Raw genomic sequence first — 15,689 nt, 5'->3', positions numbered from 1 at the left:
GTGAAACAGTAATGAAATTACTTTTAGAGAAATAAAAAGAGGCTGTACTTTATCAGACAGCCTCTTTTTATTGTTGTTGATCTTATTTTTTGAAGTTAAACCCAATTACAGCACCCAAACCAAATTGATAAGAGTAAGCATAGTCTTGTACCGTTATAGGGCCATAATATCCCCAATAAGTATCGGTACCTGCGGCTGCAATCATAGATTGAAGTGTCGCTTGTAGGCTTACAGAAACAATAGATTTAGTTTTTATTTTAACACCACCTTTAATCTCCCACGCAAAGTTAGTATCGCTTCCTCCAGAAGGACCTTCTGCAATACCCATACCAATTCCTCCACCTAAATATGGAACTGCATTATTACCATTGTCAAAATAATGATTTCCTCCTAATAGAATGTAGTTCATAGCTCCGTTTCCATTTCTATCGTCGATAGTTCCTGGTACATCAATTTTCATTGAACTGTCAACTCTTAAGTATTTAATTTCGACAGAAGACGATTTTTGAGGAAAAAATTCTAATCCAATTCCGTATTCAAAACCATCTCCAATGTATATATTTCCATAATCAAAATCCACTTTGTCAGAAAAAATATAACTTCCGTAAACATCAAGTACTACTGACCCTTTCTCCTGAGCACTCATACTTACAGAGAATAAAAAAGCAACTAGTATTAAGCTGATATTTTTCATAATTTTATTTATTTATTTATTTATTTATTTATTTATTTTGTTTTTGCCATATCTAATTCACCTACAAAAGGAATAGTATTTTGTATACTATTTCTAATTTCTGTTTCTAAATAAATTTCAAGTTGCATAAACTTTAGCGCATTCATGGCTCCAATTACTTTTTTGGTTTTATCATAGTAAGTAGAATGTAATTTTTCGAATGCTGCAATATTTTTTAATGATCCTTTAGCAAGTACGTCCGCTTTGTCATCTGTTAAAGTTGCGTAGTCTTTAGCATATTGATCAATTAGGTATATTTTTTCTTGTCCTAATTTTTTTCTTTCTACTTCATAAGCTTCATACACTTTTGTAAAATCGGTGGCTTGAGTTCCAGATAATGCCATATACTCAGTTACCAATTCGGCTTTTGATTTACCATAAAGCGATTGTACAATGTCAATATCATTTTTTGAAGTGTTTTGCGCAAATGTTGTAACTGAAAATGCTACTGCAAATAATAAAAATACTGTTTTCATAATTGTTTGTTTGTTTGTTTGTTTGTTTTTGTTTTAATGAAAATTATTTCACCCCTGCATTTTTAAATCCTGAATTTAAAATTTCTATTTTCAAGTTTTTTGCTGGCGCATCAAGGACTGTAGTTCCTGGGTATTGTGTTCCATCTGGAAGGCTGCTATAAGTAATGTTGAATACTACTTTTTCATTAGGGGTGTTCACAGAGGTGCTCACAGTGATAGAAATGATTTTTTGGTTAGCCATATCAAGACTTATAGCAAGTAAATCTCCTGTTTCATTGTAATCAGGGAAGCTAAGTTTGAATTTTTTATTAGGTTCTAGTACTTGAATGGCTACTTTTCCATCGGAATAAATTTTTTGAATTTTTTGAGAATCGGGGGGTAAGTAAGTTTGGATTTTTGCAATGGCTTTTTGTGCGTAATCAGACATTTCAGCCTTTTTGTTTTCAGCAATTTTGCCACGCAATCCTCCTGGTTTTTTAGCTTCGGCAGAACCACCAGTTTCAACTTTGGTGAGTTTTCCATCTAATGCATAATAACATTGTTTTTGAGTGACCCCTTTTTGTCCTCCATTCAAAAAGGTAGTGGTGGTTTCAATCCACTCATACTTTTTCATTGCCGCTTTACTTTCAGCAAGATTCTTTTTTATTATTTCTATATTTTTCTTTGTATCTTCTGTCTGAGCAGATACTTTAGTTGATACAATCAATAGTGCCAGAATAAGAAATAAATACATCTTCTTCATAATTATATTTTTAGGTTTATAAATATCTTCTAAATGGAGTGAAAAAAAGTTTCAAATAAGTTTTATTGTAGACTAGTTAATATGATAAGATATGGTTATTGATTTTGTATAAAATTTAAGTCTGTTTATTGGTTTTAAACTAATTATCGCAAATTTATATTTTTATTTTAACAAAAAAAATAGTTAGTAATCACTATTTTTTTTGTTAATTTAACATAACTTTAGAGCTCTATTTTATAAGTTAAACTTCATTTTATGCCAGACTATACTTTATTTCATGAATTCATTAAAACCTTTTCCCCAATTGGGTTCAGGGGGATAAATTTTGATGATTCTCGAATGATTGAACTCGAAAAGAGTATGGAAATCAATAATCAGTTTTTCTTTGTCTGTGATTTGATTCAAATGAAGATTTTGTTTACCAGTAAACTTAGTACTAAAATCATTGGAGTAGCACCTGAAAGTGTTACGCCATATCATTTTTTTGAAGCTACACATCCAGATGATATTGAGAGACATAGCTTAGGAAGAACCAAATTATTCAAATTGGCTCAGGAACTCTTTATTGCCAGAGAAGGAACAACGATGCTGTCATCGAATTTAAAAATACTGGGACCTGATGGGAAATATAAAAGTTTACTTTTTCAATGTTATTTGTTTTATAGAGAAGAACCAATCAAAACGGTTTATGTTCTTCAAATTCACACTCAGATTGATTGGTGGAAAAAAAATAGAAATCATTATTATGTAGGAAACGATTTGTCTTATTTTAAATTTCCCAATGAAAAATTATTGCAAATTGGGACTGTTTTTAGCAAGCGCGAATTGGAGATTATCAAGTTGATAGAATTGGGTTTGAGTAGTGAACAAATTGCTGAAAAATTATTTGTTAGCCTAAATACAGTTAATACCCATAGGGTAAATATCCTTAAAAAATCAGGAAAAACTCGTGTTTCAGAATTGATTCATGATCTTGTAGGACAAGGAATGCTTTGATTTTATAGCATAAAAAAAACCGAAACACTCGCTTCGGTTTTTTATAAAATTTTGTTTGAATTTCTAGTCTTTGACTCCCAATTTATCCAAGATTTGGTCCATCAAACACCATTTGGTAATAGACGATTGTAATAAATTGGCACCCACAAAGGCCGTAAACCACAACCAATTTTGATTGACATAGAGGGCTAATAGCAAACTTAATAATATGAAAGTACCTGCAACGGCTCGTACGATTCTATTTTTCATTGTTTTTTATATTTAAGATTAATTTGATTTTTCGATGTTAAGAACAGCAATATGAATGTGTGATAGCGATTCCTGCTCTCTATTGAAATATTCCACAAGTTCATATAGAGTGTCTACTTTTTCTTTTGCTGCAAAAGCATAAAAAAGGATGGACTCGGTTTCATTCATTTCGCTTCCAAACCAATTAGATTCAACTGCTTCTCCTGCACTGTTTTTGTATCCTTTTACCTCTTGATAGGAAAAGGAATGAACGGCTGCCTTTTTGAGCAATTGCTTGATTTCTTTTTCAAATTCTTTGACTGCGGTTATGAGTAGTAATTTCATTTTTTTAGTTTATTAGATTAAAATTAAACACATAGAAACATAGATTTTTTTATAAATTAGAATGTTTTAGAAAAATACATTTTACTCATAGTTCTATGAGAACTATCTTAAGCAAAGCGTCTTTTTTTGTTTCTATTATAATCTATGTTTCTATGTGTTTAAAAATTATTTTTTATTTCTCCCATTTTTTTCTCTCAGTGATATAGTAAATCAAAGGCACTACCAACAAGGTCAACACTGTAGAAACAATGGCTCCAAATACCAATGAAATCGCCAAACCTTGAAAGATTGGGTCAAACAAAATAATAGAAGCTCCAATAACTACGGCACCTGTGGTTAACAAAATAGGAGTAGTACGTACCGCACCAGCCTCAATTATGGCTTGTTTCAAGGGTACTCCCTCGTTGAGTCGGATTTCGATAAAATCGATTAGCAATACCGAGTTCCTCACCATCACTCCAGCCAATGCAATCATTCCGATGAAAGAGGTAGCTGTGAAATAAGCATTCAGTAACCAGTGACCAAACACAATGCCTATTAGCGAAAGCGGAATGGCCAACATCATCACCATTGGTGTTTTGAAGTTTTGGAACCAACCCACAATCAGCATGTAAATAATCACGATAACCACCATAAATGCGACTCCTAAATCACGGAATACTTCTAAAGTAATTTGCCATTCGCCATCCCATTTTACGGTAAAATCACTTTCGTCTGTTGGCTGTTCCATGTAGAGTTCGTTGACTTTATAGCCGCTTGGCAATTGCATTTTTGCCAGTTTTTCATTCATTCCCAAAATGGCATACACGGGACTTTCCAGCGCTCCAGCCATATCAGCGGTTACATAAACCACACGTTTTTGGTCTTTTCTGTAAATGGTTTTTTGTAAAGTGTCTATTTCTACTTTTACCAAATCGCTCACCGGAATCATATTCCCTTGGCTTCCTTTTATTTTTAGATTCTGAATATCCTGCAAACTCGTTTTGTCTTTGTCGTCAAGCGAAAGAACGATGCCTACATTATCATTGGAGTTTTCATCATACAAATTCGAAACCGGATATTCTTTCAATAAATACGTTAGATTACCTACCACTTGTTGAGGTGCAATGCCGTTTAGCATCGCTTTTTCTTTGTCGATTTTCAGTTTATATTCCGTTTGATTGTCTTCAACCATCCAGTCAACATCCACAATATCAATGGTCTTTTCCAGAATCGATTTTACTTGCTTGGCAACTTTTATTTGTTCCTTATAATTTGGCCCATAAATCTCGGCTACCAAAGTCGATAAAACAGGTGGTCCTGGCGGCACTTCAATGATTTTTACATTGGCTCCATATTTCTTGGCAATTTTCTTAATCTCAGGACGCATCTCTCTTGCAATAGCGTGACTTTGTAAATCACGGTCTTCTTTGTGCAATAAATTCACCTGTATGTCGGCCATATTGCTACCGCCACGTAAATCATAGTGACGCACCAAACCGTTGAACGTAATCGGGGCCGATGTACCAATATAATTTTGGTAATCCACCACTTCGGGTTTTGTCGAAAGATATTGAGCAATTTCTTTGGTAACGGCAGCCGTGCGTTCCAAGGTTGTTCCTTCGGGCATATCAATCACCACTTGAAACTCATTTTTATTATCGAATGGCAACATTTTTACCACTACCGATTTGGTAAAAAACATCAGTACAGATCCAAATAACAATACCACCGTTACCGCAACTAGAATGCGTCTTTTGGCACTGCTTTCCAAGAAAGGACGTTCCAGTTTGTTGTATATTTTATACACCCAACTCGTTTCCATTCCTTCGGATTCTTTGTGTTCTTGCTCTTCTTTTTCTTGTAATAAATGATATCCCAAATATGGTGTAACCGTCAAGGCCACAAACAACGATAATAACATTGCAATCGAAGCACCAATTGGCATCGGACTCATATAAGGTCCCATCATTCCAGATACAAACGCCATAGGAAGTATTGCCGCAATTACGGTAAATGTTGCCAAAATTGTTGGATTTCCCACTTCGTTAATCGCATAAATCGCAGCTTGTTTGAATGGCAGTCGCTTCATTTTGAAATGGCGGTGCATATTCTCGGCAATAATAATACTGTCATCGACTACAATTCCCACCACAAATACCAAGGCAAAAAGTGTGATTCTGTTCAGGGTGTAACCCAACAAATAATACGCAAATAATGTCAGCGCAAACGTCAAAGGAACCGAAAAGAAAACCACCAATCCACCGCGCCAGCCCATAGCAAGCATTACTAAAATGGTCACCGCAATAATTGCAATTCCTAAGTGCATCAATAATTCGCCCACTTTGTCTGAAGCCGTTTCCCCATAGTTTCGGGTTACTTCAACGTGTACATCATTTGGAATTAAGCTCTTTTTTAATTGTTCTACTTTGGCAATGATTTTTGCCGATATTTTCATCGCATCAGCACCTTTCACTTTCCCCACAGAGATCGTCACGGCAGGATATTCAGATTTAGCAGTTTTGAATTTTTCATTGGCTTTGCCATATCCAAATGACACATAACTTTTGGCTGTAGAGGGACCATCTTGCACTTTGGCGACTTGTTTTAAATAGACAGGCAGGTTTTTATTCACACCGACCACCAAGTTTTCCACATCTTCGGCATTCGATAAAAATTGTCCCGTGGTAACCAAATATTCTTTGTCCGCATTGACAAAACTACCCGATTGTGAACTGCCATTATTCGCCTGAATCATTTGCATAACGCCCAAAGCATCCACGCCATTTTCGGCCATTTTATCTTTGTCCAAAATCACTTTCAGTTCACGATTGTTTCCGCCAATTTCCTTAGTAATGGCGACATCCTTTACTTTCTCAATTTCCGAAGTCACTTCTTCGGCAAGCTGACGCAATTGAAAAGCATCTTGTTTCTCGCTCCAAAGCGTTAATCCCAGCATCGGCACATCATCAATCGAGCGGGTTTTTACCATCGGTTTGTACACACCTTGCGGAAACATATCTTCGTGTTTCGCCAATTCGTCATATAATTTTACATACGAACGCTCCACATCCTGACCCACAAAAAATTGTACAATCAACATCGCCTGACCGTTCATGGCCATACTGTGCACGTGTTCAACTCCTTTGATATTCGAGATTACTTTCTCCAAAGGCTTGATCACACGACTCTCTACTTCGGCTGGATTAGCGCCGGGATAACCCACCATTACGTCGGCCATCGGAACATTTATTTGTGGTTCTTCCTCCCTTGGGATTAGAAACGAACTGTACACTCCTATAATCATCAAAGCCACCATCAACAGTATTGTTAACTTCGAATTGATGAAAAAATGGGCTATTTTACCTGAAATTCCTTCTTGCATAATTTCTTTTATTTATTTGGGCGTGACCTGCTCTCGTCCCAAAAGACGAGATCGGGTCGGGCTATCCGTTTCAATCTTTTTATTAATAAACCCTATCGGGATTTATAGATAAAAAGGATTTCCACTATTATCCCTCACGCGGAATTAACATTATTTATTTGAACCTATTTAGTTTACCGCAATCTGCATTCTAAAATCTGCAACCTGCGATCTGGTTACTGGACACTAACTAAAGCTCCATTATACAATTTCCCTTCAGCCGAAACGATATATTGCTCATTTGCCGATAAACCAGACAAAACTTCTACTTGATTTCCAAAGTTTTTACCAATGCGCAACCATCTTAATATGGCGATATTTCCAGTTCCAATGGTATAAATTCCAGTTAACTGTCCTTGTTGCACCAAAGCGCTTTCAGGAACCAAAACTTTTTCGCTTGTTTTCGTTTGCTTCGCCTGTTCGCTATCGCTCGGGTGTATGGTATTGGCAACAGGAAACTGAACGTTTACGAACATTCCAGATAATACTGTATTGTCGGTTTTGTCCAAATTGATTTTTACCAAATATTGCCCACCCGTATTTTTTGCCGATAAACTTACTTCGCTTACTTTTCCGTTCAGAATTGCATTAGATGATTTTACCAAAACTTTTACCGCCATTCCTTTTTTGATAGCAGCAATGTCATTTTCTGAAACCATAGCCGTTACTTGCAATCTTGAAGCACCTTCTATACTTACCAATGGCATTCCTGGATTGGCCATATCGCCTTCTTTTACAAAAGTATTGGTCACCACACCCGCAAACGGAGCTGTGATATTAGAGTAGGAGAATTGCGCTATCACTTCGTTGCGCATTTGTTTGGCGCCTTCCAGACCTGCTTTTGCCATTTCATAACGAGCAGTCATATCATCCAATTCTTTTTGGGAAGCGCTTTGTTGTTTGAACAAATTCACAAAACGATCGTAATCTTTTTTTGCATTGTTGTAGCCAGCTGTTGCTTGTAGAATACTGGCATCCACTTGCGCTTTTTTGGCTTGCAAATCGGTGTTGTTGATGCTGACCAATAATTGTCCCGCACCAACTTTTTGACCCATCTGAACGTGAAGTTTGGTTACATAACCCATCATTCGAGTGCTTAAATTGGCGGAGTTTTCGGCTTCAATTTTACCGCTTGCTGTTACAAATTGTCCATTGTTGTTTTCAGACGCACCACTAACTTTTACCGCGATAGCAGGTTCTTTAATTACAGCTTCTTTCTTGTCGCCATTACAAGAGGAAAGCAGTAAAACGAATAGGGGAGTGATTATGGCTGATTTAAATAAGATATTCTTCATTGTATATTTTTTATAATTGATTTTAAAATTGAAATTGATTTTTGCTATTGAAATTTTATTTTGTCAAAAACTGCAAGTATTCCTGTGTGTAATTGTATTCAAAAACGGCTTGTAAATACTCCAATTCTTTTTGATACATCTGCGTTTCTGTGAGCAATAAATCCGTAGTTTTTTCTAGCCCTTGTGTGAAACGATTGCTTCTTATTCTATACGCTTCTTTGGATTGTTCCAAAGCCAGTTTTTCTAAATTCACTTTATTTTCGGCATCTCTAAGTTGTCTGTTGGCTTTGCTCAATTCCATTTGGCTTTGCGCTTTGTATTGTTGTGTTTCTATTTCCGATTTTTGAAAATCAGCTTTTGCTTTTTCCATTTTACCAATCGATTTATAGCCGTCAAAAGCATTCCAAGATAATTGCGCACCCACGACATATCCATTCGAATTGGATCCGAAAAGTTGCTGAGCATACATTTCGTAACTTCCAAAAGCGTTCAATCTTGGCAAGAAATTCATTTTACTCGATTGTAACATTTTGCCATACGATTCGGTTGTTTTGTTCATCGCCTGAATGTCTTTTCGATTATCAGATAAGGAAGTGTTAAAAGCATCAATTATGATCACATTATCCAATTCTTCAATAGGTTTGTACACTTTGTTTGCGATACCGTCATCTAAAAGAAAAGCCAAATAATCCGAGGCGTTTTGTACGTTACTTTTGGCGTATTGCAATTGATTTTGAACTTCATTGACACGCACTTGCATCGATAACAAATCGGTTTTTTGTAAAATTCCCTGATTGAAATAATTTTGTATCAATTTCAAATTGGCTTCCGCCGTGGCTTTTGCTTTTTCAATCACTTTAACGGCTTTGTAACTCATTTGCAACTGCATAAAAGCCTTGTTGATTTCGAGTTCCAAATACTCTTTGGTTCTTTCGGTTTGCAATTGATAAGCGTCCATTTTCGATTTGGCCGCTTGTCGTCCATACAATCCATCAACGTTGATAAGTGGTTGCAAAACATCAATTCTGGTCGCAAAATTTTGGGTTTGTGACGGATTGTTCAGTTTTGCAGGATCAAAGTCAGATGGTGTTAAAATCCCCTGATTCAATTTGGAACCAAAAGCCATCAATGGATTGGTCGTCGCCATAGAAGTATGCGAAGCCGAGATATTCGGCAAGAACAACGAATTTGATTGACGATAATCAGCCTGAGCCGATTTGAAATCTTGATTCGCCATTTTGATTTGCAGGTTCTTGTCAGTAGCTTTTGCCCAAATATCCTTTTTGGAAATTGCTATTGTATCTTGACTATATCCAAAATGGGTGATTGAAATAATTCCTAGTAGTATAAAATTGATTTTCTTCATAATTGTTTTTCTAAATTATGAGGCAAATTTAGAATGATGAAAAACGATAGTCAGTAACAATTGTCACAATGACCAATTAGAATGAAGAAAAAAATAAAAAACACCATTCAAGATGTCGAAACTAATTTTAGGTGGACTTGTTTTTAGTAGTCTGCAAAGGATTGTTTTTTTTTGCTAAAAGAAGTCTAATCAGGTTTTAAAAACAGGGTTCAAAGCGAATTTTTATTCATAATTGATTAATCTCTGAAAAATTAATAATTTTTTTCTTTTTTCATTAGGTGTTTTTTTTTCTGAAAGACTGTGCTATATTTATAAAAATTTTGGTGACATTAAAGACATAATTATTTAATTTTTGATAATGGAAAAGGCAAAAAAGCAGTTTACTTACGAAGAATTACTCCAGAAAGTAAAGGAGCAAGAAGAACTTATCAAAGAGTTAAATGATGAAAAAAATGCAATAACTAATTTTGAGTATTTCGTCAATGAATCTCCAGATTTAGTATGTATTGCAGATACCAATAGCTATTACAAAGTAGTAAATGATCGATTTGTAAAAATGTTGGGCTATTCAAAAGAAGAATTGTTATCCAGACCTTTTGTTGAATTTGTCCACCCTGATGATTTAGAAAAAACCTTTGAAGAAGTAAAGCTTTTAAGCAAAAACAGCCCTACTATTGATTTTGAAAATAGGTATGTAAAAAAAAATGGAGAATTGGTTTTTTTGCAATGGAGGGCTAACTTAAATAGCATCAATAACTTAATTTACGCCATTGCCAGAGATGTAACCGATATTAGAAAAACGCAAGAAAAACTTTTATCTAGTGAAAAATCGCTCAATGAAGCACAAAAAATCGCTAAAATTGGAAGTTGGGACTTTAATTTAATTACCCAGGAATTGAATTGGTCAAATGAATTGTATGAAATATTTGAAATTGAAAATATTGCAAATGATGCGCAACTCTATCCCAAATATCTGTCCTGTTTTTTACCCGAAGATGCAGAAGAATTAAATAAAAACATTTACAATACAATTTCTAATAAGATTCCTTATGAAATGGAACATCGGATTATATTGGAAAACAACAAAGAAAAATGGGTTTTTTGTACAGGAGTTCCCATATTGGATAAGAATGATAATGTAGTGGAGCTAAAAGGGGTCGTCCAAGATATTACCCAGAAAAAACAAATTGGAGACACTATTAAAGCCAAAGATAGAGCTGAAGCGGCTAATAAAGCCAAATCCGATTTCTTGGCCAATATGAGTCATGAAATTCGAACGCCGCTAAATGGAATTGTTGGTTTTACCGATTTATTATTGAAAACCAAAATTGATAATGATCAATTGGAATATCTTAAAACGGTCAATGAATCTGCAAATACCTTAATGGAAATCATTAATAATATTCTTGATTTTTCTAAAATTGAATCGGGTAAATTAGAATTAAATTTTGAAGAAATTGATGTGTACGAATTGACGAATCAAATTATAAATTTATTCAAGCATGAGGCCAATCATAAAAACATTAAACTGATACTAAATATTGATGAAGATGTTCCGCAGTTTATAATAGGCGATTCATTTAGGCTAAAACAAGTATTGGTAAATTTGTTAAGTAATGCAATGAAATTCACCTTTTCGGGACATATCAAATTGAATGTGGCTCAGATTGATGGGGATGAAGTTGCTTCAAAAATTAAATTTTCGGTAATTGATACCGGAATAGGAATTAAAATGAAAAACCAAAAGAAAATTTTTCATTCCTTTATTCAAGCTGATAATACGACTACCAGAAAGTACGGAGGGACAGGATTGGGATTGGCAATATCAAGTCAGCTTTTGGCTCTAAAAAATAGTGAATTGCAATTGTCTAGTACCTTTGGAGTAGGAAGCGAATTCTTTTTTACCGTTGCATTCGAAAAAACTGCTTATAAACCAAATGCGAAGGTTGTTATAAATGATTTGATTGACGATTATTCATCAAATATATCAAATTCTCTGTCCGATTTTAAAATATTAATTGCCGAGGATAATAAGATAAATATGCTTTTGGCAAAAACTCTGATTCATAAAATCATAAATAATTGTACTATAATAGAAACCTCTAATGGACATGACGTAGTATTTTTGGCTGAGCAAAATTTACCGGATCTGATTTTAATGGATATTCAAATGCCAATACAAAATGGTTATGATGCTACTTTAGAAATTAAAAAATCAGAAAAAACCAAGAATATTCCAGTGATTGCCTTAACGGCTGGCGTTTTGAACGGTGAAAAAGAAAAGTGTCTGGAACACGGAATGTCTGATTATATCACAAAGCCTATTGTCCAAAAAGAATTAGAAAAAATAGTACTGAAATGGTTAAAAAAATGACAGATAAATGCTAGTTATTTTTTGTCTTTTTTAAGTGATTTTTTACAGTTACGAAAAATCTTCCTTTATAGAATTTATAAAGGAAGATTTTTTTTTGAATATACCCATTGTGAACGGCTTATCTTCTAATTATTAGGTTGTTAGTGTGGTATATGAGATAATTTTCATATCTTTAGTTTCCTGTTTTTGTTACTTGGTTTTATCTATTAATTCAATTTTATTTTGTGATTATGAAAGAAACTATACTATCGGTTGAGGAATTGTTGCAAAAAGTAAAAAGACAAGAGCATAATATTTCGTTATTGCAAAAGAAAATAGATTCTATTGCTAATTTTGAATTTTTCACCAGAGAAACTTCAGATTTTATTTGTGTTAGTGATTTGAATAGTTATTTCAAAGAATTTAATCAGGTATTTATCACTAAATTAGGCTATTCTAAAAGAGAGTTGCTCTTAAATACTTATATCAAATACATTTACCCAGATGATGTACCCAAAACAAGGGATGCTTTACAGGAACTTTTAAAAGGAAATTCCCCTGTTATCTTCGAAAATAGAATTGTTACCAAAGAGGGAAAATTGGTGTCGGTGCAATGGACATCGATTATAAATCCTTCCAAAAATCTTGTGTATTCGATAGGAAGAGATATTACCGAAATCAGAAAAATTCAAGAGAAATTAATTGCTAGTGAGACCTTGTTGAACGATGCCCAAAGGATTGCCAAAATTGGTAGTTGGGAATTCAATTTAGCGACGAAGGAATTGATTTGGTCCAAAGAATTGTTTCATGTTTTTGAAATGCCCGATAGTAGTAATAAAAGTTTATATGAACGGTATTTGGAACATTTTACAGAAGAAGAAAAGGAAATCATCAACAAAATGATAGATGAATCTATCAAAACTGGTTTGCCTTATGAAATCACCCATAAAATGCAATTACCCAACAATAACTTCAAATGGATATATGGAACAGGAATTCCGATACTAAATGATAAAGGTAAAATTATAGCTTTACGAGGAGTTGCTCAAGATATAACAGAAAAGAAAAGAATAGAAAGTGAAATTTTAGCTAAAGAAAATGAAGTTGCAGCTATTAAAGAGAAAGAAATAGAGCGACTCAGTAACGCTAAATTTAGAAACTATGTCGAGAATGCACCAGATGGTGTAATGGTAGTTAATAAAGAGGGATATTTTCTTGAAGTAAATCCAGCAGCAACTATGATTACGGGTTATGCAAAAAATAAATTGCTAAAAAAAGCGCTTCGAGATATAACACCTCCTGATGCTATAAAAAAGATAGAATTTATTTTTGAAGCCCTTTTTTTGAAGGGGACTTCAAACGATATTGTTCCTTTTATTCATAAAAATGGTGTTATCCGTTGCTGGTCAATTGATGCAGTTAAATTATCAGAAAAAGAAATTTTGTTGTTTGTGAAAGACGTTACCGAACAAATTCAAACAATGGATGCATTGAAGGAGAAAGAAGAGCGTTTTAGAGTATTGGTAGAAAACGCACCAGAAGCTCTTGTTGTTATCGATTTTGAAGAACAAAAATTTGTTAGTGTCAGTCAAAGCGCATTGGCATTGTTTAAAATGACAGAGGAAGAACTGCTAGAAATTGGACCTATAAATTTAAGCCCAAAATACCAGGCCAATGGACGATTATCTGTTGACATGGCAGATGAAAAATTTGGAGAAGCAATAGCAGGAGGAAAACCTTCTTTTGAATGGATTCATGTCGATAGTGAAGGAAATTATCTTTTTTGTGATGTGCGATTGGTACGATTACCCGCTGAAAATAAAGTATTGATTCGTGCCAGTATTATTGATATAACCGAAAGAAAAAAAGCCGAAGCCAAACTCAAAGAAAGCGAACTTTTTCTAAAAGAGACACAGATTATAGGCCAATTGGGAACTTATAGCATTAATATGTATAACGGAAAATGGACACGAACCGATTTATTGAATACCATTTTGGGAATAGATGCAGATTATGATTTGAATGAAGAAACATGGACTGCTTTAGTTCATCCAGCGTGGAGAGAAGAGCTGGCTGTTTATTTTCAAGAAGAGGTAGTAACCAAGAGAAAACAATTCAATAAGGAATATAAAATCATAAGAGTTAACGATAATGCCGAACGTTGGGTACATGGGATAGGAACTTTAAAATGGGACGAAGGGAACAATCCTTCCGTTGTTGTTGGTACTATTCGAGATATTACTGATCGTAAATTATTAGAATTAGAATTAATAAGAGCCAAAGAAAAAGCGGAAGAGAATGAAAAAGATTTGTATGTAAAATACATTGAATATGAAGAGATTAATGAGCAATTAAAACAAACCAATAAGGAACTAAAAAAAGCTAAAATTCAGGCAGATGAAGCCAATAAAGCCAAGTCTGATTTCCTATCCAATATGAGTCACGAGATTCGAACTCCGTTAAACGGAATTGTAGGCTTTACCGATTTGTTGATGAAAACAAATCTCGAAAAAAATCAATTGGAATACATGTCAACCGTAAATGTTTCGGCCAATTCATTAATGGAAATTATTAATGATATTCTCGATTTCTCCAAAATTGAATCTGGTAAATTAGAATTGCATATTGAAGACATTGACCTTTTTAGATTATTACACCAAGTTATAGACTTGTTTAAACATCAAGCTAATTTAAAAAACATTGATTTATCGCTTACTATAGAAGAAAGCGTTCCGCAATATATTTATGCTGATTCGATTCGGTTAAAACAAATATTAGTGAACTTAATTAGTAATGCTTTAAAGTTTACTTCTTTTGGATATATAAGGTTAGATGTGGAGCAAATAAAAGAAGGGAACAAAAAATCGACAATTAAATTTTCCATCAAGGATACAGGTATTGGAATTAAGCAATACAATCAAAAGAAAATTTTCAATTCATTTGTACAGGAGGATAATGCTACTTCGAGAAAATTTGGCGGAACTGGTTTAGGATTGGCTATATCCAATTTATTGTTAGAATTAATGGACAGTAGTTTACAACTGAAAAGTAAATATGGAGACGGGAGTGATTTTTTCTTTGAAATAAAATTCAGGAAAGCAGTACCTTTAAAAGAAACTTTTGTAGAGCCAAGTAGTTCAAGAAAAATTCAAAAAATAAGTAAAGCAAAAAATTTAGATACGCTTCGTGTTTTAATTGTAGAAGACAATAAAATTAATATGTTTTTAGCCAAAACTTTAGTGAAAAGAATTATTCCAAATGCTGTTATTTTGGAAGCTTATGATGGAGAAGAAGGAGTCGAACAGTTTGGAATTAACAGCCCTGATTTGATTTTAATGGATATTCAAATGCCAATAAAAAATGGTTACGAAGCAACCGTTGAAATTAGAAATATGAGTAAAGGAGACATAGTACCTATTATCGCTCTGACAGCGGGAATTATGGTTGGTGAAAAAGATAAATGCATAGAATATGGTATGAATGATTATGTTTCAAAGCCAATAATAGAAGATGATCTGGATGTAATAATTCATAAATGGTTACCAAAAATGATTAATTGATTTGATAATGAATATCGTTTTAATTACTCTTGAATGTTAGTCAATTCAATGTGTGCTTTTTTTTAGGTAGTGTCTCACTAAGTGTGTAAGTTGAAAAGTTATTCTGAAAAATATTTGAGCTAATTTAAAAAGCTCAAAAATATTTTTTGGAAATAACTTTTTTGCTATTTTTAAAATTACATAGTTATGATT

The 15,689-nt window shown here is 33.8% G+C and carries 11 protein-coding genes; 3 read left to right on the top strand and 8 right to left on the bottom strand.

The window, feature by feature from the left end:
* Positions 1 to 82 precede the first annotated feature (82 nt).
* The 3 genes from KZH69_RS09400 to KZH69_RS09390 are packed head-to-tail and all read right to left on the bottom strand — an operon-like array spanning position 83 to position 1,951.
* A complete protein-coding gene (locus KZH69_RS09400; RefSeq protein WP_219317186.1) occupies positions 83 to 694 on the bottom strand; it encodes a hypothetical protein in 612 nt (203 codons plus the stop codon).
* Between the two features lie 32 nt (positions 695 to 726).
* Positions 727 to 1,209, bottom strand: coding sequence for a hypothetical protein (locus tag KZH69_RS09395; RefSeq protein WP_219317185.1), 483 nt, complete (start codon positions 1,207 to 1,209; stop codon positions 727 to 729).
* Positions 1,210 to 1,252: 43 nt separating this feature from the next.
* Positions 1,253 to 1,951: a hypothetical protein gene (locus KZH69_RS09390; protein ID WP_219317184.1), complete on the bottom strand. Its 699-nt coding sequence runs from the start codon at positions 1,949 to 1,951 to the stop codon at positions 1,253 to 1,255.
* Positions 1,952 to 2,206: 255 nt separating this feature from the next.
* Here KZH69_RS09390 and KZH69_RS09385 point away from each other — a divergent pair, with 255 nt between their 5' ends.
* Positions 2,207 to 2,947 (top strand): helix-turn-helix domain-containing protein, encoded by a 741-nt coding sequence (locus KZH69_RS09385; protein WP_219317183.1) that lies wholly within the window; start codon positions 2,207 to 2,209, stop codon positions 2,945 to 2,947.
* A 63-nt stretch (positions 2,948 to 3,010) separates the two neighbouring features.
* On the opposite strand, the gene KZH69_RS09380 is transcribed toward KZH69_RS09385, so the two are convergent.
* The 5 genes from KZH69_RS09380 to KZH69_RS09360 form a co-directional block, all read right to left on the bottom strand.
* Entirely contained in the window at positions 3,011 to 3,196 is a 186-nt protein-coding gene (locus KZH69_RS09380) for a YgaP family membrane protein (RefSeq protein WP_219317182.1), read from the bottom strand.
* A gap of 18 nt (positions 3,197 to 3,214) precedes the next feature.
* Positions 3,215 to 3,520, bottom strand: coding sequence for a hypothetical protein (locus KZH69_RS09375; protein WP_219317181.1), 306 nt, complete (start codon positions 3,518 to 3,520; stop codon positions 3,215 to 3,217).
* A gap of 172 nt (positions 3,521 to 3,692) precedes the next feature.
* On the bottom strand, positions 3,693 to 6,884 hold the full coding sequence (locus KZH69_RS09370; RefSeq protein ID WP_219317180.1) for an efflux RND transporter permease subunit: 3,192 nt from the start codon (positions 6,882 to 6,884) through the stop codon (positions 3,693 to 3,695).
* 215 nt (positions 6,885 to 7,099) lie between these two features.
* Complete coding sequence (locus tag KZH69_RS09365) at positions 7,100 to 8,218, bottom strand: efflux RND transporter periplasmic adaptor subunit (RefSeq protein WP_219317179.1); 1,119 nt, start codon at positions 8,216 to 8,218, stop codon at positions 7,100 to 7,102.
* A 55-nt stretch (positions 8,219 to 8,273) separates the two neighbouring features.
* Entirely contained in the window at positions 8,274 to 9,584 is a 1,311-nt protein-coding gene (locus tag KZH69_RS09360; RefSeq protein ID WP_219317178.1) for a TolC family protein, read from the bottom strand.
* 358 nt (positions 9,585 to 9,942) lie between these two features.
* On the opposite strand from KZH69_RS09360, the gene KZH69_RS09355 reads away from it, so the two are divergent.
* The gene (locus KZH69_RS09355) at positions 9,943 to 11,958 is read left to right on the top strand and encodes a PAS domain-containing protein (RefSeq protein ID WP_219317177.1); all 2,016 of its coding nucleotides are present in this window, start codon (positions 9,943 to 9,945) and stop codon (positions 11,956 to 11,958) included.
* Between the two features lie 230 nt (positions 11,959 to 12,188).
* Complete coding sequence (locus KZH69_RS09350) at positions 12,189 to 15,497, top strand: PAS domain S-box protein (protein ID WP_219317176.1); 3,309 nt, start codon at positions 12,189 to 12,191, stop codon at positions 15,495 to 15,497.
* The last annotated feature ends 192 nt before the right edge of the window (positions 15,498 to 15,689 follow it).

Source organism: Flavobacterium taihuense, from assembly GCF_019351435.1.
GTDB lineage: Bacteria > Bacteroidota > Bacteroidia > Flavobacteriales > Flavobacteriaceae > Flavobacterium > Flavobacterium taihuense.
This window is presented reverse-complemented; position numbering and strand designations above follow the sequence as displayed.

What these genes read in the sequence shown, in the direction of transcription:
- KZH69_RS09380 (WP_219317182.1), bottom strand. Translation starts at nt 3,196, where the DNA reads ATGAAAAATAGAATCGTACGAGCCGTTGCAGGTACTTTCATATTATTA.
- KZH69_RS09365 (WP_219317179.1), bottom strand. Translation starts at nt 8,218, where the DNA reads ATGAAGAATATCTTATTTAAATCAGCCATAATCACTCCCCTATTCGTT.
- KZH69_RS09350 (WP_219317176.1), top strand. Translation starts at nt 12,189, where the DNA reads ATGAAAGAAACTATACTATCGGTTGAGGAATTGTTGCAAAAAGTAAAA.
- KZH69_RS09390 (WP_219317184.1), bottom strand. Translation starts at nt 1,951, where the DNA reads ATGAAGAAGATGTATTTATTTCTTATTCTGGCACTATTGATTGTATCA.
- KZH69_RS09355 (WP_219317177.1), top strand. Translation starts at nt 9,943, where the DNA reads ATGGAAAAGGCAAAAAAGCAGTTTACTTACGAAGAATTACTCCAGAAA.
- KZH69_RS09370 (WP_219317180.1), bottom strand. Translation starts at nt 6,884, where the DNA reads ATGCAAGAAGGAATTTCAGGTAAAATAGCCCATTTTTTCATCAATTCG.
- KZH69_RS09385 (WP_219317183.1), top strand. Translation starts at nt 2,207, where the DNA reads ATGCCAGACTATACTTTATTTCATGAATTCATTAAAACCTTTTCCCCA.
- KZH69_RS09395 (WP_219317185.1), bottom strand. Translation starts at nt 1,209, where the DNA reads ATGAAAACAGTATTTTTATTATTTGCAGTAGCATTTTCAGTTACAACA.
- KZH69_RS09375 (WP_219317181.1), bottom strand. Translation starts at nt 3,520, where the DNA reads ATGAAATTACTACTCATAACCGCAGTCAAAGAATTTGAAAAAGAAATC.
- KZH69_RS09360 (WP_219317178.1), bottom strand. Translation starts at nt 9,584, where the DNA reads ATGAAGAAAATCAATTTTATACTACTAGGAATTATTTCAATCACCCAT.
- KZH69_RS09400 (WP_219317186.1), bottom strand. Translation starts at nt 694, where the DNA reads ATGAAAAATATCAGCTTAATACTAGTTGCTTTTTTATTCTCTGTAAGT.